At 38.3% G+C, this 17,322-nt stretch carries 19 protein-coding genes; 8 read left to right on the top strand and 11 right to left on the bottom strand.

All coding sequences use genetic code 11. The features are described from left to right. Window positions 1-135 precede the first annotated feature (135 nt). The gene (locus K8S13_RS15655; RefSeq protein ID WP_291463899.1) at window positions 136-756 is read right to left on the bottom strand and encodes a DUF3786 domain-containing protein; all 621 of its coding nucleotides are present in this window, start codon (window positions 754-756) and stop codon (window positions 136-138) included. A 313-nt stretch (window positions 757-1,069) separates the two neighbouring features. Between K8S13_RS15655 and K8S13_RS15650 the strand changes: the two genes are divergently transcribed. After that, complete coding sequence (locus K8S13_RS15650; RefSeq protein ID WP_291463897.1) at window positions 1,070-1,285, top strand: hypothetical protein; 216 nt, start codon at window positions 1,070-1,072, stop codon at window positions 1,283-1,285. 124 nt (window positions 1,286-1,409) lie between these two features. On the opposite strand, the gene K8S13_RS15645 is transcribed toward K8S13_RS15650, so the two are convergent. The 4 genes from K8S13_RS15645 to K8S13_RS15630 all read right to left on the bottom strand — a co-directional run bounded on the left by K8S13_RS15645 (window position 1,410) and on the right by K8S13_RS15630 (window position 5,874). Next, window positions 1,410-2,900, bottom strand: coding sequence for a nitrilase-related carbon-nitrogen hydrolase (locus K8S13_RS15645; protein WP_291463895.1), 1,491 nt, complete (start codon window positions 2,898-2,900; stop codon window positions 1,410-1,412). A gap of 50 nt (window positions 2,901-2,950) precedes the next feature. Further along, entirely contained in the window at window positions 2,951-3,418 is a 468-nt protein-coding gene (locus tag K8S13_RS15640; RefSeq protein WP_291463893.1) for a MarR family transcriptional regulator, read from the bottom strand. Between the two features lie 48 nt (window positions 3,419-3,466). Then, complete coding sequence (locus K8S13_RS15635) at window positions 3,467-4,603, bottom strand: Fic family protein (RefSeq protein WP_291463892.1); 1,137 nt, start codon at window positions 4,601-4,603, stop codon at window positions 3,467-3,469. A gap of 212 nt (window positions 4,604-4,815) precedes the next feature. Beyond that, window positions 4,816-5,874 (bottom strand): 4Fe-4S dicluster domain-containing protein, encoded by a 1,059-nt coding sequence (locus tag K8S13_RS15630; protein ID WP_291463891.1) that lies wholly within the window; start codon window positions 5,872-5,874, stop codon window positions 4,816-4,818. A gap of 269 nt (window positions 5,875-6,143) precedes the next feature. On the opposite strand from K8S13_RS15630, the gene K8S13_RS15625 reads away from it, so the two are divergent. Further along, on the top strand, window positions 6,144-6,917 hold the full coding sequence (locus tag K8S13_RS15625; protein WP_291463889.1) for a LuxR C-terminal-related transcriptional regulator: 774 nt from the start codon (window positions 6,144-6,146) through the stop codon (window positions 6,915-6,917). Window positions 6,918-6,921: 4 nt separating this feature from the next. Here K8S13_RS15625 and K8S13_RS15620 read toward each other — a convergent pair whose 3' ends face one another. Next, entirely contained in the window at window positions 6,922-8,103 is a 1,182-nt protein-coding gene (locus tag K8S13_RS15620; protein WP_291463888.1) for a hypothetical protein, read from the bottom strand. A gap of 246 nt (window positions 8,104-8,349) precedes the next feature. On the opposite strand from K8S13_RS15620, the gene K8S13_RS15615 reads away from it, so the two are divergent. Both K8S13_RS15615 and nudC read left to right on the top strand, forming a co-directional pair. After that, complete coding sequence (locus K8S13_RS15615; RefSeq protein ID WP_291463887.1) at window positions 8,350-8,766, top strand: NUDIX-like domain-containing protein; 417 nt, start codon at window positions 8,350-8,352, stop codon at window positions 8,764-8,766. Beyond that, window positions 8,745-9,167, top strand: a complete 423-nt coding sequence (gene nudC, locus K8S13_RS15610) for an NAD(+) diphosphatase (RefSeq protein WP_291463885.1) — start codon at window positions 8,745-8,747, stop codon at window positions 9,165-9,167. The genes K8S13_RS15615 and nudC overlap by 22 nt, the downstream gene beginning before the upstream one ends. 33 nt (window positions 9,168-9,200) lie before the next feature. Here the strand turns inward: nudC and K8S13_RS15605 are convergent, their stop codons facing one another. Further along, window positions 9,201-9,776, bottom strand: coding sequence for a YkgJ family cysteine cluster protein (locus K8S13_RS15605; RefSeq protein ID WP_291463883.1), 576 nt, complete (start codon window positions 9,774-9,776; stop codon window positions 9,201-9,203). A gap of 143 nt (window positions 9,777-9,919) precedes the next feature. On the opposite strand from K8S13_RS15605, the gene K8S13_RS15600 reads away from it, so the two are divergent. Then, a complete protein-coding gene (locus tag K8S13_RS15600) occupies window positions 9,920-10,492 on the top strand; it encodes a CoA pyrophosphatase (protein ID WP_291463881.1) in 573 nt (190 codons plus the stop codon). Here the strand turns inward: K8S13_RS15600 and K8S13_RS15595 are convergent. Continuing rightward, window positions 10,489-10,737, bottom strand: a complete 249-nt coding sequence (locus K8S13_RS15595; protein WP_291463880.1) for a hypothetical protein — start codon at window positions 10,735-10,737, stop codon at window positions 10,489-10,491. The genes K8S13_RS15600 and K8S13_RS15595 overlap by 4 nt on opposite strands. Window positions 10,738-10,910: 173 nt before the next feature. Between K8S13_RS15595 and K8S13_RS15590 the strand changes: the two genes are divergently transcribed. Genes K8S13_RS15590 through alr form a run of 3 tightly spaced genes read left to right on the top strand, consistent with a single transcriptional unit; the run spans window position 10,911 to window position 14,895 of the window. Next, window positions 10,911-13,010 carry a ribonucleoside triphosphate reductase gene (locus K8S13_RS15590; protein ID WP_291463879.1) on the top strand — a complete coding sequence of 700 codons (2,100 nt, stop codon included), beginning with the start codon at window positions 10,911-10,913 and terminating at the stop codon, window positions 13,008-13,010. Window positions 13,011-13,026: 16 nt separating this feature from the next. Then, window positions 13,027-13,731 carry an anaerobic ribonucleoside-triphosphate reductase activating protein gene (locus K8S13_RS15585; RefSeq protein ID WP_291463878.1) on the top strand — a complete coding sequence of 235 codons (705 nt, stop codon included), beginning with the start codon at window positions 13,027-13,029 and terminating at the stop codon, window positions 13,729-13,731. A gap of 12 nt (window positions 13,732-13,743) precedes the next feature. After that, entirely contained in the window at window positions 13,744-14,895 is a 1,152-nt protein-coding gene (alr, locus tag K8S13_RS15580) for an alanine racemase (protein WP_291463876.1), read from the top strand. Here alr and K8S13_RS15575 read toward each other — a convergent pair. From K8S13_RS15575 to K8S13_RS15565, 3 genes are read right to left on the bottom strand one after another with little or no spacing between them, the layout of a single operon-like run. Further along, window positions 14,865-15,782, bottom strand: a complete 918-nt coding sequence (locus tag K8S13_RS15575) for a helix-turn-helix transcriptional regulator (RefSeq protein WP_291463874.1) — start codon at window positions 15,780-15,782, stop codon at window positions 14,865-14,867. The two genes, alr and K8S13_RS15575, sit on opposite strands and share 31 nt — an antisense overlap. An 18-nt stretch (window positions 15,783-15,800) precedes the next feature. Continuing rightward, window positions 15,801-16,307, bottom strand: coding sequence for a shikimate kinase (locus tag K8S13_RS15570; protein ID WP_291463871.1), 507 nt, complete (start codon window positions 16,305-16,307; stop codon window positions 15,801-15,803). Window positions 16,308-16,331: 24 nt separating this feature from the next. Then, the gene (locus K8S13_RS15565) at window positions 16,332-16,793 is read right to left on the bottom strand and encodes a HipA domain-containing protein (RefSeq protein ID WP_291463870.1); all 462 of its coding nucleotides are present in this window, start codon (window positions 16,791-16,793) and stop codon (window positions 16,332-16,334) included. Between the last annotated feature and the right edge of the window lie 529 nt (window positions 16,794-17,322).

Genomic DNA, 17,322 nt, shown 5'->3' with positions numbered 1-17,322 from the left:
GTTTTTAAAAAAGAGAGCTTCTATGCTTATAATCTCCACCACGACCGAATATCCCTTAATAAGCATTTTTAATTTATTCTTATTCAAACCGAGCCCGTTCATCTTCATGAAATCGTATTGTTTTTTAGAGTGTTATCACCGCATTTTGTCAGCTTTCCTTAGATGATTAAAAAGTTGCCATCCAAGCATGGCAATGCATTCCGCATCCAAATATTTTTCAGCTCGACGTTCAAACAACACAAAACATTTTGCTGAAAATTCTTCATCCGCATCGTTAAATAGCAAAATAACAGGAATCCTCGGAAGTGTATCGAACTGCATGGCAAAATCATAATTAACATCAAGGTTTGGGTGATAGCCCGATATTGATCTGCCCGATTTTTTTAAGCCATCAAGGTTTCTTTTAAAATATGAGGCTATGGAACGCTCAACATCATTATTAAAATAATTTGTTAAGGGACCTGAATTTTTAAAATCTCTGAAAGATATCCATTCATCTTCTTTTGGAGTTGTATCCGGGCATAGCAAGAGATACTTGCTTAGAACAACACAAATATCATAAGCTGGCTTATTACCTGACGGATCAGTAATTCCACTAAAAGAAATAGAGTAGTTTTTCCCTAATAAAGGTATTTCAATTGCATTGTCTTCTACCTTCCCGCCGATAGTTGAAGCTATGGATTTAAAAGATATTTTTTTGAGTTGCACAAGATATTTTTCATAATTTTTTTCAAAAATGGTTTCTTCGCCTTCCATATATTTTCCTCCAATAAACCGAACACCAGAATCTACAGCAGCATCCACAGAATTCTGTTGCTGGATACCTTGTTTATTTCCATTGTACAATTTGATTTCTATTAATATTTTTTATCACTAATAATTTCAAGTATATTTTTTCTATTTTTTTGTGACCAAATCATCCCCCGGCCGTATATAGAAATGAGAGAGACGCAAAGGAAACAGCGGTGGGACTGAAAAATAATTTATTTTTAAAATTCAAAGATTTTATGGGCATTGGCTGGTCAGCAACTACAGCCATGGTAATAACAACTAAGAAAAGGAGATCAAAATGAAAAAAGTAATCGCTTTATTGACAATAGTCTTTGTTTTGGGATTTGGCACTATTCCCGGTATCGCCGGCGATGGACCCGCACCAAACTCAGGAGACGGAATCAGTGACGGGAGCGGAATGGATACCCAGAATGGTCCCAATGGCAACAATGAGACTGCCCCCGGACCTGCACCGAATTCAGGTGATGGTATACCAGATGGAAGCGGATTCTAATCTTAGAACGATAATTAATTGGGATAATTCTCTATAAAAAAATTCTGCCAACATAATATCCAGATATCGCGCGTGTGAGCAGATCGGGTGGATTTTTTTGTTATATTTTTTCGTTTTTATTTTACTATTGCCTTTGTTTAATAAAGTAGCCCCATGCGCTAATAGTGACAAAACCTAAAATGCATAGCCATGCAAAGGCGTCTCCAATTCGAGAGTAAATAGTTACAATACCCTTGGTTGATAGGCAAGATATCATTTGATTTTCAGAAAATTTTGAATAATCAGATGAGTTTATTACTCGCCCATAAGGGTCAACTGCAATAGACAAACCTCCTCCAGTACCCTTAATCAAGGAGAGTCCGTTTTCAATTGCTCTGTAAATTCCCATATGTGTATGTAACGGGTCTACCGCACGCCAAGCCTGTGCTGGAATTACTAAAATTTGGGCATCTGCCGTGCTTGCCTGCCGGATTAAGCTGGGATAATCCTGTTCAGTGCATATTGCAGATGCGATTTTGCAGTATACTGTATCCATAATTGGAATTCCACCTTCGCCTGGGACAATTGGCTCCAAAGGCGGTGCCGGTTTTAATTTTAAATATTCATTGATTGTTTTTCCGCTCCGATCGATCCATATGAGTTTGTTTTTCCATGGCTGTTCAGGAAAATTTAAAGGGAACAACCCTATTGCCATAGCAAGATAAATTTGCTCTTCCTTGGCAATTTTTTTTGCTTGAGCAATAAATTCTTTTTCATTTTCCTCCATCACACAAACAGCATATTCCTGCCAAAACACAATTTGGGCACCTGCGTGGGCGGCTTTTGAACTTGCTTTAAAAAAGTAATTAAGATCCTTCTGCATGTTTTTATAAGCTAATGTTCTGTCTGTCCAATCAGGCCCATAAAACCTTGAAGCAAAATCTTGCGGATTTGTCACAGCTGCTATGCATACTTTATCTGTTGGTTCTTCCGAGGTAGCAAGACAGCCATACCCATACAAAAAAACAAAGAAAAGAATTAAGCCGTAAAAAATGGTAATTTTACGAATCTTACACCAAGCAAATTGTTGCTCCCATGCAAAATTTACAATTGATGCAAACCATGTGATTAAAAAAGACAGACCCCAGATTCCTGTAATTGAAGATAACTGCATCAGCGGTAAGTTGCCATATTGCGTATATGCAAGAGCGCCCCAGCTCCCGTTACCTAATGCCTTGACATACTCCAGGGCCACCCAGCTACAAGGAAAGACCAATGTTGCTATAAGTCCTGACATTTTGGGTGCGATAACACGGTCTGCCAAAAAGGGAATAAAGAAAACTATGCCGACGGCCAAACCGGAAACAACTCGAAATGAAGGTGGTATTGCATCTATTGACAGCAATCTCCACATTGAAATGATACCAACAATAATGCTGACCAAACAGAGAATAAGCAAACCGAAACCAACTTTCTGAGTACGTGAAAAACGGATCAAAAATACTGAAAATATCCATGTAGCAGCAGGTAATACCCAAGTCCAATTTGAAAAATACATTAAAATAGCTCCTAGGAATAGCCAGGCATAAGAGAGCCATTGTTGTTTTTCTTTGTTTTTGTGTAAGTCATTAATCATTACGTCCACCCTGTAAATTGTTTAGCTGCTAAACCATAAAGATAAAAAAATTATTTTAAATCATTCAGATAGTGATCCATTGTTTCTTCAAGAATCCCAAAAGTATTTGTCAAAAAAGCTATTTGCTCAACGCTCATTTCATTTAGCTTCTCTATTATTGCTGAATCGTATTTCTCGTGAAATTTTTCATGATTTCTAAAGGCTATTTTCCCCTTTTTGCCCAGTCTCAGGAGTACCACCTTCTCATTTTCCGGGTCTTTAAATTTTATAATAAGTTGTTTTTTTTCAAGTTTTGTAACGATTTGGGAGACTGCGCCTTTAGTCACACCTTTTCTTTTTGATAGTTCTGTTATATTTATTCCTGGTAATTTTCCAATAATTTCCAACGTGTTAATTTCGGAAGCATACAGAAGATGTCCTGTGCCATGGTCGATTGGTATTTTTTCTAATATTTTAAATTTATTGATAAGTCGAAGGAATGTTTCTTTGAAATTTTGGATTTTGTCTACTTTAAGCATGGCCTTATTGTATAGCAACTAAACAATATTGGCAAGCTTATTTGATTATCAAAAAACAAGCTGATAGCGTGTGCCCCTCCCCTGACCTAATCGTTGCAGAAATTCTTTTTCGACAAGGGTTTTCAGGGCATATTGAATCGTTCTCGAAGGAATCCCGGTTGTTTTGATAATATAACCGACATTTAACCGGTTTTCCGGTTTTTCTTTAAAACAATTCAAAACGGTCAAAGCTGTTTGTGAAAGTTTTTGTGAATTTACAAACCGTTTTCGGTAAACCGGAATATCATCCAATGCCGAATCGATTATTTTCACAAAAAACCAGATCAAAGGCTCAATTTCATACTTCTCTGGATTTTGATGAAACTTACCCTCCGAACACTTATGCAGGACTGAATAATAAAGCGGTCGATTTTGCTCTATGTGCCGATCAATGGCAATAAACGGGACAAGGCTTTTCCAATGGTCATAACCGTTTTGGAGTAAGGCTAAGATAAAAAGTGCTCGGCCGAATCTACCGTTTCCATCCGTAAAAGGATGAATGGCTAAAAATCGAAAGATAAATAAAACAGGGACTGGAAGAGGATAATTTGATTTGATACTTCCACCTGTCATTTCATTATACCAGGAGATCAAATCAACCATAGCTGTTTGTGTTATTATACCGGGTGGTGCGGAATCTAATACTACCCGTTCCTCTCTGGTTGCTAAATTTTTAGATACAACTTTATTCTGGGTTGTTTTATACCCTCCGGAATGGTGTGCAGATCCCGGATGGTAACGAAGCAAATCGTGATGTAGCCCCCGGATAGTTGATTCCGTTAAAGGGAACAATTGATCAGCCTGCTGGTAAACGGTTTTTAACACTTCCCTGCAACCCGCCACTTCCTCTATGCTCCGTTCTTTATCTTTGGATAGTTTGTCCGCTATAAAGCCTTTCATCTGATAGAAGGCTGTTGTTTTACCATCTTTCGTAAGAACCGTATCAATCCATTCAATTTCCTGGTCTGTTAAAACTGCATTTTCGATCCTTGTAGATGCTCCAATATTACTGATCAACACAAATCGGTGTAGATATCGGTCCTCTTCCTCTGAGATAGTTTCAAGTTCGATATGGGTTCTGATGAGCCGTTCTTCCAGCCCCCATAGTGAACGTTCAAGTTGTGATGACAATTTGATATTCGACATATTGAATTCCTTTCTAGAAAGAATACGCAAAATCACGCAATATCTCAAGAAAAAACATTGCGTGATTTTGCGCAATTAGGAATAGACTTAAAATTATCTCCCTATTTTCGATATTAAATGCTTAGGCTATGCCGTAGCCTGCCTCCGCGAAGTGGTTTTGTTCAACGCACTACTCTCCGGCGCGAGGAACGAGCGTCCGGAGCAGTAGCAGGCTATATAAGACCCCTTTCCCGGGCCATATTCATAAATTCTTCAATAGTATTGGCAGGAATGGTATATTTTTCAGATTCTTCTTTTTCCACAAGAGTTGTTGCGTTAAATTCGCACCTTGTAACACAAAGGCCGCATCCGATACATCTTGCCAGGCTGACAACCGCTGATTCGTCTTCCACTGTTATGGCGCCCATCTGGCAGATGTCTTCACAATTTCCACAGCCTGTGCAGTCATCTTCGCTGACTATGACATAATAATTAGTACACGCAACTTTGGCAGGCTCATCCAATCTATTGAGGTTTTTCAGTACCAGGCAGCAGCATCCGCAGCACATGCAGATAACAAAGGGTTTTTGAGAATTTGAAGGCTGAAGCACAAGACCGGCTTCAATGCCTGTGTTCAGAATCTCCAGGGCTTCTTCCTGTGAGATAGGGCGACCAATACCGTTTTGTTCATAAAAAAATGCACCAGCCCCTAACATCAGGCATGTTTCCAGGGGTCTGTCACATCCGTGCCCGACCATATTTTGTTCTTTTCTGCAGATACAAGTCGCAACCACAATTTTTGACTGTTTTTTTATAATACTTTCCGCCTCTTCATAGGGCATAACGTTCATTTCAACGGGAATGCTTTTTGATATAGGAATTACTCTCAGTTGCTGGGTTTTTTGTTTTACCCAGCTTTTTTCCCATATTTGCGGAATATATTCATTAACATCGCGAATCAGTTTTTCATCAAGGTTGTTGACATTATATTCCCATATACCGGTAATAAAGTTGGCTGCCATGTATTTATTCTGTTCTTTACCTGAACGGCCAATGAGTCCCTTTTTGGACATGCTGTAAAAAAGCTTTTCAATATCTGATTCATTTTTGCCAAGTTTCTTTGCAATGGTATCCGCAGACTCAGGAAACATGGTAAGGGCCATTGCTGCGTCAGCTTCTTTTGGCGTAAACAAACGTTTTAATATCCTAAGCTCAACCCCTGAATCTGTGGCAGGAAAACTAGCGGGAAGCTTGTCAAGGTGCTTTGCCAGCATTTCATATACATCCGTCATATTTTTCTCCTTTTCTTTTTTTTAACCCTTATTTATCAGTCTATAAATTATTTTTCATCACCCATTTGGGGGGTTTTAATTATTTGTACTTGTATTTTTTTATTCTACTGTATAATGAAACCATTAGAACTATGAGGTAAATGTACCCAATGTTTATAAAGAAATATTCTGAATTTCAATGTATCATACCAACGAATCTTCACTCATTATCGGATATCGAAAATCCTAGATCAAAGAATTGGTCCGCTTAATTCAAGTTGGTTCAGGATGTGCGTCATCTATTTCCTTATATCAATGCAGCATTAGATGAAGCCGTGTATTATGAAAAACCAGAACATGTCAGTTTCTTATTTCATGGGTATCGCTGCTTTTTGTATCCTAATTTAGCTGCCGCGCATTTCTTTGAGAGCAAAATGGCAGCAAAGGATTTTATTGTCTGTTTAATCGATTTTCTGAACGATATTTATAATCAAAAAGAAAATATCAGGCCGAATTACGATCAAATAAAACAAATACCGATAATAGATATACTAAAAATTCTTCCAAAAACAAATTGTCAAAAATGCGGTTATTTAACTTGCATGGCATTTGCCGCCGCTATTATTAAAGGAAAGTCGGCTGCAGACAAATGCCCCAGCTTGGCTTCACCTATTAACGAAAATGCAGTCTATCCTATTTTTGACAACAATGGTAACGTTGTAAATTCAGTTTCTTTACGGATTAATACATCTAAGTTGAAAAATCGAATCCAGGAACAGCAGGAACAAATCCTTATGTTAGAAGCATCTCTTAAGACTAATAAGCAAAATGAAGAGCAGAACGACTCTCCCCGGAAATCGGAAAAAAATAATTTCGGTCTCACAAATAGAGAAATTGAAGTGCTTAAGCTAATCGCTGAAGGATATACCAATAATGAAATATCCGGTATTTTATTTATCAGCCCTCATACCGTTAAGAGCCATATGATCAATATTTTTAATAAATTAAGTGTAAACGATAGAACGCAGGCAGCGGTGTTGGCCATACAAAACGATATTATTTAAATTTTTAAAGTTTCTTTGATATTAATGATGATATTGTGCCTAAAATGATCAAAGCAATCGCTCCAAATATAAGTATTATTATGTGAAGTACAGGGAGTGGTGAAATTGGAAAAGATATTATCAACGAAATTACTGGTAAAATAATCCAAATAAATATTCTTGCTAAAATGTGATCAATTAGAATGTCCAATGGGTTATCATCATCTACTTCACTGATAACTAGAAGCGAATTTCTCTTTGCTTTTATTAATGTGATTAAGGTACCTAATGAGCAAATGAAAAAAAGAAATAATAAAGCGAATGGAAATTTTTGTATCGAGAACTCGAAACCGAAAATCGCAATGCTTTTATAAGCGTTAGCTAAAGCATCTGATGCTATGCGACGCGCTTCATCTAATTTTAAATATCCATATTGATTATGGAGTCTTAATTTTCTATTATTTTTAAATAACGCTTCTAAAGCTTGATTCTGAGGACGGTTTTTATCGGTGATTTGAAGGATTGAAGGTCTTTTAATAACTTTCGTTTTTATTGGAATTTCAATCAATTTATCGGGACAGCCCGATTGTATGTTTGGTGGACATACAATATATCGAATTTCAAGTGTGTTTTTATTGAGGTATGTATTTCTGAATTCAAATTGATAGTTATCAATCTTAAATTTTTTGTTGGGTAGTTCATCCTTTTTACCATGTATAAAAGCTAATTCTCCTGGACTTGCCAAGATCTTTAGGTTTTTTAAATAATTGTCCACCGTTTGGGTAACAACATACTCTTTTCTGGTTTTTTGGATCATATTTTTTTTAATATAATCAGTATCATATTCAAAAAAGACATAAGGTCGAATTTTCCTTGAGGAACCCCTTTTACCGGTCAAGCGAATTTCACTCATATCCATTTCATTTTCTTTTAACCAATCATATATTTCCTGCCTGAAATTTTGCTTGGATTGATAATGACTTTCATGATTTTTTCGGATAAAAGAATCGGTATTCTCATAAATTGACTTATAAGTTAAATCTTTCTCATCGAATTCTTTTAGTGAATACAAAAGGCTAAGGTCTATAACATCCTGGTTAAGATCATATGAGTCCATCTTTTGAAGTAAAGATACAAAAGATAGAAATCCAAGCAGCACAATCAAATTTCCAAAAAAAATTAGTCGCTTTGCTAAATTATTTTTCATATCTCTACCTTTTGTTAGACGTAATTTTTCAGATTTATCTTCACTTCTTTATTAATCGCAGTTTTAAGGCTATCAATTGACAAGTCAAGGCAAAAAATTTTAATTGGCGATAAAAATTATCGAGTTTTCAGCCTTTGGTCAAGTAAGGACTAAAGTACTGCTTGCCTGTTTGTAAAATTTTATACTATTTTAAGCGCAATTGTTAAAAACAACGGAATTGATTTTTTAAAATAATTAGGATGAATAATGGATTTTATTAAAACCGCGAAAGAACCGGATACCTTTCCGGGTAAAGCATATTTTCTCATTTTTTCAAAAAATAATATTCTTATTAAGGAAGAATCAGAAAATCTTGTATCAATTCCCTGCATTACCAAAAAATCAGTTGCCCATATGCAATTGAATGAAACCTGTTTTTTGGGAAAGCTTAAAGGTATTGCCTGTTATTGTGCTCACATGCCTCCTGAGACTGTAACGGATATGTATAAATTTATCAATTTACGAGCGCTCTATGGTAAAATTGATAATGATTTCTGGAGTATTGCAGGATACGCCAGGCAAATTCATGACTGGAATATAAATTTCAAGTTTTGTGGAAAATGTGGTGTAGAAACAACGAGAAAAAAAATGAACATGCAAGGATGTGCCCCAAATGTAATTTAATAAACTATCCACGGATTTCACCGGCAATCATTACGGCTGTCGTAAAGGATAAGCAGATTCTTCTTGGCAGGGGTGTTAATTTTCCCAATAAGAAAATGTTCAGTGTTTTAGCCGGATTTGTGGAACCGGGGGAAGCATTGGAAGAATGTGTAAAACGTGAAATTTTTGAAGAAGCCGGGATTAATATAAAAAATATTCAATATTTTAAAAGCCAGTCCTGGCCTTTTCCGGGCAGCCTTATGATCGGATTTACGGCTGAGTATGAAAGCGGGAAAATTACAATAGATACACAAGAGATAGCTGAAGCCGGCTGGTTTAAAGCAGAAAATCTCCCAATTATACCGGGAAAGCAAACCCTGGCCGGTGAGCTGATTAAATGGTTTGTTCAAAATCATAGCTAAGGATCGGAAATGAAATTAATATAATTTCCGATCCTAAAGCATCATTTTATTGATGATAATCTTGTGGGATTTTCCAAAAACCATAATTTCCCGGGGTTTGAAATCTCCATTCAGATAGGTGTCAAGAAAAGCGGGGGTATCAAGCATGTGAAGGATATAGGAGAGATGGCCTGAGTAGCCTGTATCGTCAAGCTGCTGCAATGCCTTGATAGATTTTCCAGCAATATCCATAACATGGCGATTGACTTCAGGGGGCTTTTGACTGGTGCAGATATGGTTGGAATAGATCCGTCTACAGGAAAAAGGTCTGACATTGTAAATTATACAGGCCTTACTTTTCATTAAAAATGGACAGGGAACAATTTTTTCCTTTTCTCTTTTTTTCATCTCCTGGTGAAGTGTTTTGGCAAAGGATTTTTGCTGTTTTTTGGCAAGCACATTTAAAGCCTTTCTTATCCGCAAGCCTTCAAGCGTTGTGATATCTATGCTTCCCGCCTTTGCACAGCAAAAGGCACAGCCTTTTTGGCAAGCCTGGCCAGCTTTGTACCCTTTTGCTTTTTCTGAAAAGGATGAATAAATCTTTTCCAGTTCAATTAGTTTTTCTTTCATTTGCCTGATCTTTTCTCCCTATACAAAACCGGTATTATGATTAAGGTATAAGGATGTTTATTAAAATTTCAGGGGTTTGACAATGACAATTTTTCCCTGTATCTTTTTTGAGTTTTATTTAAATATTTCAGGTAAAGGCTTTCATGGATAAAAACAAGTGTATCACCATTATTCGATCTGCAGTTCAGAAAGGATCACACCCCGGGCCTCCGGAGGATGATCTGTTTCAGCCAACCAGTGTGATTGCCCTGTTTGTTTTTAATAAGGAAGTTGAGCTGCTGTTTATCCAGAAAGCGGATGTAAAAGGATACCCCTGGGCAAACCAGATGGCATTTCCAGGCGGGCATAAAGACAAGACGGATTTTTCAACAAAGGATACTGCGTTAAGGGAACTGACTGAAGAAATGGGGATAAACCGGAAAAACGTAGAGGTCATCGGTTCTCTTGGACATTTTCAAACCATTAACAGCAAGGATATTGAAGCATGGGTCGGTATCTGGAATCAAAAAGAGTCCATTAACTATGATAGGTCTGAAATATCCAGAGTGTTTCAGATTCCTTTAAAGTATTTGATTAATCTGCATAAAAACAAGGGGTTTCATCGACAAGTACCCAATGTTATGCACCTGACATACCCCTATGAAGATGTTCAGGTCTGGGGGGTGACTGCAAAGATTTTATACCATCTTATCGAAATTTTGTTAAAAAACAACTAATTGTTTTTTGAACGTCTTTTAAGTCTTAAAATTATTTTAACCACAAGAAATAAGCTCAAGAATGCCAGAAAGCCTGGAAACCATACGTGTTCCTGGAAATTCGGATTGCCGGAGCCAACAAAAATACCGGCAATAGCAAAGGCAAAGACAAAGAACATTATAATGATAAGTGTCCAGCAGGCAAAATTTGAATCGTACCAGGGCGTTATGGCTTTTCTAAAAAATGGGTTTTGATCTAATTGCATTTGCGTTTCTATAAAATTTTTGTTAAAATCACAACATATAGATTTTTTTTCTTGACAAACAACAATATGTTGATTAAATCTATTGTTCAGCGTTTCAGGCATTTTTTTTAAAAGCCACTATAAACGCTTACAAAAGATATGTTAATTTCAATGAGATTTCAAGAGGTGGATACATGTTTGAGCAAATTAAAAAACGGGATGGAAGAATGGCAGCGTTTGATTCATCAAAAATTACCCATGCCATTCAAAAAGCAGGTGAGGCAAGCGGTGAATTCAATGGAAGAGAAGCAAAAAAAATGACGTTGAAAGTTATCACACTGGCAAGAGACCTGCGTCTTGGTGCAGTTCCTGAAGTAGAAGAAATCCAGGACATCGTGGAAAGGGTCCTTTTGGATTCTCCGTTTTATAAAACTGCCAAAGCATACATTATCTACCGGGAGCAGCATAACCAGATCAGAAAGATTGCCATTAAAGAGAATGTGGGACTCATGGAATCCTATATTCGGAGGATGGACTGGAAAGTCAAAGAAAACAGCAATATGAGTTATTCTCTCCAGGGATTGAACAATTACATATCTTCAGATATTACAGCAGAATACTGGCTCAACAAAATTTATCCGCCGGACGTCAGGGATGCACACTACAGAGGAGATCTCCATATTCACGATTTAAGCCTTTTATCCGTATATTGTGTGGGATGGGACTTACAGGATCTTTTGCTTGAAGGGTTTAAAGGAGTGGCCGGAAAAGTGGAATCTGCTCCGCCCAAACATTTTAGAACTGCGCTGGGTCAGATTGTTAACTTTTTTTATACATTGCAGGGCGAGGCTGCCGGTGCCCAGGCCATGTCCAATTTTGATACACTTTTAGCGCCGTTTATCAGGGAAGATGACTTGTCCTACAAAGAGGTTAAACAGGCGCTCCAGGAGTTTGTATTTAACATCAATATTCCCACAAGGGTCGGTTTCCAGACACCGTTTACAAATATCACCATGGACCTGAATGTACCGTCCACTTTAAAGGATTCTCCCGTTGTCATTGGTGGAGAATATGGAGAGGCGACCTATGCAGGGTATCAGAAAGAAATGGACATACTGAATGCTGCCTTTGCAGAAGTGATGATGGAAGGGGATGCAAAAGGCAGGGTCTTTACCTTCCCGATCCCGACCTATAATATTACCGAGGATTTTGACTGGACCAATCCAAATCTTGAAAATATCTGGAAAATGACCGGAAAATACGGTATTCCCTATTTTTCAAATTTTGTAAATTCAGATATGGACCCTGAAGATGCCCGTTCCATGTGCTGCCGATTAAGGCTGGACAACAGGGAACTGAGAAAAAGAGGCGGCGGTCTGTTTGGTGCCAATCCATTGACCGGCTCCATTGGGGTTGTCACCATGAACATGCCGAGAATCGGTTACCTGGCAAAAGATGAAGACGATTTCTTTGAGAGGCTGGATACGCTTATCAAGTATTCAGCAGACTCATTGAGTATTAAACGCAAAATTCTTGAAAAATTTACAGAAGGTGATCTTTACCCCTATTCAAAATTTTATTTAAGAAAAATTAAAGAGGGTACGGGTGTCTACTGGCGCAACCATTTTTCAACCATTGGCATCCTGGGCATGAATGAAGCCTGTCTCAACTTTATGGGTGAAAACATTGCCACACAAAACGGTCAGGATTTTGCCGTAAAGGTCATGGACCATATCAGAACCAAAATTGAACAATTGCAGGAAGAAACCGATGAGATCTTCAACCTTGAAGCCACCCCGGCTGAAGGCACCACCTATCGGTTTGCCAGTATGGACAAGGCCAGGTTTGAAGATATTATCTGTGCCAATGAAGAAGAATATAAGCAGGGTAAATCTCCATTTTATACCAATTCCACCCATTTGCCGGTAAACTATACCGATGATATTTTTGAAGCCCTGGAACTTCAGGACAGATTGCAGGTCAAATATACCGGCGGAACTGTCCAGCATCTTTTTTTAGGGGAAGAAGTGACCGACATAGAGGTTGTGAAAAATGTAATAAACAAGGTGTCTAACTCGTTTAGACTGCCGTATTTTACATTGACCCCGACATTCAGTGTCTGTCCGTCCCATGGATATATTTCAGGCGAGCATGAAAGATGCGAGACCTGTGATGCAGAAACTGAAGTCTACTCAAGAGTGGTCGGGTATTTAAGACCTGTCGGACAATGGAATGAGGGAAAGCAGACAGAATTTTGCATGCGTAAAACATTTAACACATTTAAAGTGGCCTGATAAAGAAAACTTAAAAATGAATATCGGTGGCTTTCAAAAGAATTCGCTCATTGACTTTCCTGAAACCATAGCCTGCATCCTTTTTACACAAGGTTGCAATTTCATCTGCCCCTATTGCCATAACCCTGATCTGGTTGCCAGTCCTAAAAAAAGGACTGGCAACCTATATGATGAAAACAAGATCTTTGAATTTCTTGAAAAAAGAAAAGGATTTATTGAAGGCGTTGTGATTACGGGAGGAGAACCCACACTGCAAAAAGATCTGATATTATTTTGCAAGAAAATCAAGGACATGGGATATAAATTAAAGCTGGACAGTAACGGGACACGTCCCCATGTACTGGCAAACCTTTTTGAAGAAAACCTGATTGATTTTATCTCCATGGATATAAAAACCAGCCTTGAAAATTATCATCTTGTGATGCCGGGCAAGTTTGATACCAAAAAAATTTATGAGAGTATTCGCCTTTTGATGGAAAAAGCACCGGCCTATGAATTCAGAACCACCTGCAGTAGACCATTTGTCAGTAAAAAAATCATGAAAGAGATCGGTGAAATGATTAAGGGGGCATCCCATTATATCCTCCAGAAATGCTCGCGGAATGTAGAAGTACTTGATCCGGAATTTTTAAAAGAGGATAATAACTTTTTTTCAGATAAAGAGATGCTCGAACTAAAAGAGATAATAGATAAATATGTTGATACATCTATTGTCCGTTGAAAGGAAGTATACATGGAATATCCCCTTGTAAAAGCCTGTATTAATCTTGATGCCATCCAAAAGAACATTCAAAATCTAAAACAAATGACCGACAAAAATTCCAAATTCATGGCAGTGGTCAAGGCGGATGGTTATGGACATGGTGCGGTAAGAGTTGCCCAAAAGGCCCTTCAAAGTGGTGCGGACTGGCTGGGGGTAGCAAGGCTCAATGAAGCTGTTGAGCTCCGGAATGCCGGGATAAATGCACCAATACTTGTTTTCGGATATATCCATCCGTCACAGGCCGCCATAATAAAAGACCTTGATCTGGTTACGACCGTGTATGGTCTAAACATGGCCAAAGCCTTGTCCAACGAAGCAAAATTGTTGAACAAGCCTGTAAAAGTTCATTTAAAGGTTGATACGGGAATGGGCAGGGTCGGCATGGTCATTAAACCGGCAAAAAAACAAGTGTTAAAAAAAATTCAAGAAATTGTAAAATTGCCGGGAATTGCTCTTAAAGGTATCTATACTCATTTTGCTGCAGCCGACAGCAAGGATAGAACCTATACTGATTTACAAATAGAGTTGTTTGCATCCTTACTGGAAGATTTAAAAAAAAATGGACTCGAACTTTCGACCTGCCATGCTGCAAACAGTGCTGGTATTATTGAGTTTCCCCGGTCTCATTTTGATATGGTGAGAGCCGGTATTTCCATTTATGGACTCTATCCTTCCTGTGAGGTGGATCAGACAAAAATAAAACTGACTCCAGCCATGACGTTAAAATCCATTGTGACAGCTGTCAGAGATGTCCCCAAAGGATTTTATGTCAGTTATGGAATGACCCATGAAACCCAAAGACAGACAAGGCTTGCCTCGGTGCCCATCGGATATGCGGATGGATTTTCAAGACAGTTCTCATCCAATTGCGTTATGCTGGTTAAAGGGCACAGGGCATCCGTTGTCGGGCGGGTCTGCATGGACCAGACCATGATTGATGTGGGAAATATCCCTGATGTAACTCCCGGGTGTGAAGTCGTGTTGATTGGTTCCCAGGGGGATGAAACCCTTGGTGCAGATGAATTGGCAAACAGGGTAAATACAATTAATTATGAGGTTGTATCTGCTTTGACAGCCCGGGTAAAAAAGATTTATTCAGATTCCGGTTCAGATTCAGGGTAAATCATTTTACCGGTCATGGATAAATCATAACCACCGTATTCTTCGGCAGCAGCTTGAATGACCTTACCTTTTAAAAGTGATAAAAAGAGCTGGATACCCTGATCAAAAAAGCGTTCTTTGGTGATGAGCAAATCAAATTTCTCCCAGCAGATAGGAATAAAATCAAGTCCTAAAATACTGGCAACCGGTCTGATGCCGGGACCTGCATCTACTTTATTTGTGAGGATTTGCAAACCAACATCCATGTGTCTGGATAAACTATTTTCATATCCATCTATGGTTTCGCCTTTTATTCCTGATTTTTTTAGTTCTTTATCAAAAAGTTGCCGTGTTCCTGTACCCAGCGGCCGGTTGATGATTCTGATATTCGGGTTTCCAAGGTCTTTGGCCGATTGGATATTTTTTGGATTCCCTTTTTGGACAATAATGCCCTGCTCTCTTAAACAAAAATTTACCACTGCAGGCATCTGGTTCATTTCATCTTTTAAGAAAGGGAAATTATACTCTTCGTTGTCTGCAAGAAGATGGCTTGAGGCAATGTGGCAGAGATTTTGCTTTAAGGCTTTTAATCCACCCATGGAGCCTGCAATGCCGAACATAGCCATCTGTTTTTCGTGCTTGAGGTTAAAAGTTGAAATAATCTTATCCAGCAATAAGTCATTGCTGCCGGCAATGAGGACAAGCCCGTGGTAAGGGGGAAGTTTGGCCAGTTGGGGGTAATTCTGTGTGGCGACTTCTATCCACTGGCGAACAAGGTGTATGGGGAACAACCATTTGCCTGTAACTTTGGAGGCCGGCAGATTTTTTTCCGCAATAAGTGAATAAACCATTTTTTCATTTACGTTTAAAAATTTTGCAACTTCTCTGGTTGACAGCATTTCACTCATAACAGGACCCCCTTTGTCTCAAGATAAATTTTGCAAGGCTTTTTCAACGACTTGTTCTGCTGTCATTGAGCTGCAATCAATTTTTATATCACAATATGTATCATATAAGGGAGATCTTTCTTTGTAAAGATCTTCAATGCTCTTTTCCGGTCTGATGGCAACTCCCCGGGATGTAATATCACAAAGTCTTGTTAAAAGCATAGCCAGATCAATGGAAAGATAGATAATGGTACTGATTTTACAAAGATGTCCCATGGCTTTTTGGCTGTACACAACGCTGCCGCCAGTGGCAATCACAGAGTTTAAACACGCTATGCTGACAATATGATTTTCTTCGATTTGTAAAAACCGGTCAAGACCTTTTTCTAAGATAATCCGGGAAAGTGTTTTTTGTTCTTTTGATTGAATTAAATTATCTGTGTCAAGAAAATCAAACCCGATTTTTTTGGCTAAAAAATTTCCAACCGTACTTTTGCCAACCGCAGGCATTCCTATCAATGTTATATTTTTTTTAATTTTCATCATAATATTTTGCGATATATCGATTTTTTATTCAAGAGAATTATTAATGCTTTCGCCTCTGTGTACTGATGCAATGGCGTTAATCTGATTTTTTTGAACTCCAGTTTCCCTGGCGAATTCCAGCCACCTTTCAACTGCGCCCAAGACTTCATGAATAATTTTTTGCGAGTCAGTGATTCCTGCGACCTCTGCAAGCTGTATCAGGTCATGGGCAGTAAAATTATCCCGTTTACCGTTTAAAGTCATCTGATGCTGGTTTGTCCATAACCCGTCATGATTATATGAGTAAGTAACATCATAGGCCGGAGAAAGTTTCCAACGTCCATCCGATGCCATAAGAAAAGAAATGTTTTTGGTATGATCGTCCTGATTCCGGGCAATAACATTAAAAATAATGCGTCTATGTTGCTGTTCAATGTCAGACATTCCAAGATCTTTCAAAGATCGCATTATTCCAAACACTTGCTCGTACCCATAGGCACCGGCCATATTAAAATCCAGTAATCATATCCCTTTGGTACCAACACCTGTCCGGACCTTATGCGTCCTTGTTTATTCATAGCAATAACTGCTTTAGGCCTTGCTCCCGCCTTACGAGAAATAATTTCATGATCAGCCGACAGCCCGTGGCATTGCATTATGAGGATACGAGTTCTGTCTCCCTGTATGCCAAAAATGACATAGTATGGATGAATCAGAATCAATTCGCTCAACTGGTACTCTTTTTGACACCTAAGTAAAATATCGGTCAATATATCTCTAACAGATTGAAAGAAAAGGAATTAGATAAAAATTCAGTTGTAAAGAATTTCTTTACAACTGCTTCCGATGTTATTTGCCGTGACCGGACAGACTGCTGCCGAAATAGTACTGGACAACCGTAGTCTGAGGTGGATGCTTTTCGCCGGAATTATGATAAAGCTGTTTAATGTGCTCATCTCCCCTCCAATACTTCCTTCAATTTTTCCGATAATTCATTAAACTTATACGGTTTTTGGATAAACCCTTGAGCACCTGC

It is taken from the genome of Desulfobacula sp. (assembly GCF_021107415.1).
The sequence above is the reverse complement of the archived record's forward strand: the minus strand, read 5'-3'. Positions and strand labels throughout refer to the sequence as shown.

What these genes read in the sequence shown, in the direction of transcription:
- K8S13_RS15655 (WP_291463899.1), bottom strand. Translation starts at nt 756, where the DNA reads ATGGAAGGCGAAGAAACCATTTTTGAAAAAAATTATGAAAAATATCTT.
- K8S13_RS15650 (WP_291463897.1), top strand. Translation starts at nt 1,070, where the DNA reads ATGAAAAAAGTAATCGCTTTATTGACAATAGTCTTTGTTTTGGGATTT.
- K8S13_RS15645 (WP_291463895.1), bottom strand. Translation starts at nt 2,900, where the DNA reads ATGATTAATGACTTACACAAAAACAAAGAAAAACAACAATGGCTCTCT.
- K8S13_RS15640 (WP_291463893.1), bottom strand. Translation starts at nt 3,418, where the DNA reads ATGCTTAAAGTAGACAAAATCCAAAATTTCAAAGAAACATTCCTTCGA.
- K8S13_RS15635 (WP_291463892.1), bottom strand. Translation starts at nt 4,603, where the DNA reads ATGTCGAATATCAAATTGTCATCACAACTTGAACGTTCACTATGGGGG.
- K8S13_RS15630 (WP_291463891.1), bottom strand. Translation starts at nt 5,874, where the DNA reads ATGACGGATGTATATGAAATGCTGGCAAAGCACCTTGACAAGCTTCCC.
- K8S13_RS15620 (WP_291463888.1), bottom strand. Translation starts at nt 8,103, where the DNA reads ATGAAAAATAATTTAGCAAAGCGACTAATTTTTTTTGGAAATTTGATT.
- K8S13_RS15615 (WP_291463887.1), top strand. Translation starts at nt 8,350, where the DNA reads ATGGATTTTATTAAAACCGCGAAAGAACCGGATACCTTTCCGGGTAAA.
- nudC (WP_291463885.1), top strand. Translation starts at nt 8,745, where the DNA reads ATGTGCCCCAAATGTAATTTAATAAACTATCCACGGATTTCACCGGCA.
- K8S13_RS15605 (WP_291463883.1), bottom strand. Translation starts at nt 9,776, where the DNA reads ATGAAAGAAAAACTAATTGAACTGGAAAAGATTTATTCATCCTTTTCA.
- K8S13_RS15600 (WP_291463881.1), top strand. Translation starts at nt 9,920, where the DNA reads ATGGATAAAAACAAGTGTATCACCATTATTCGATCTGCAGTTCAGAAA.
- K8S13_RS15595 (WP_291463880.1), bottom strand. Translation starts at nt 10,737, where the DNA reads ATGCAATTAGATCAAAACCCATTTTTTAGAAAAGCCATAACGCCCTGG.
- K8S13_RS15590 (WP_291463879.1), top strand. Translation starts at nt 10,911, where the DNA reads ATGTTTGAGCAAATTAAAAAACGGGATGGAAGAATGGCAGCGTTTGAT.
- K8S13_RS15585 (WP_291463878.1), top strand. Translation starts at nt 13,027, where the DNA reads ATGAATATCGGTGGCTTTCAAAAGAATTCGCTCATTGACTTTCCTGAA.
- alr (WP_291463876.1), top strand. Translation starts at nt 13,744, where the DNA reads ATGGAATATCCCCTTGTAAAAGCCTGTATTAATCTTGATGCCATCCAA.
- K8S13_RS15575 (WP_291463874.1), bottom strand. Translation starts at nt 15,782, where the DNA reads ATGAGTGAAATGCTGTCAACCAGAGAAGTTGCAAAATTTTTAAACGTA.
- K8S13_RS15570 (WP_291463871.1), bottom strand. Translation starts at nt 16,307, where the DNA reads ATGATGAAAATTAAAAAAAATATAACATTGATAGGAATGCCTGCGGTT.
- K8S13_RS15565 (WP_291463870.1), bottom strand. Translation starts at nt 16,793, where the DNA reads ATGGCCGGTGCCTATGGGTACGAGCAAGTGTTTGGAATAATGCGATCT.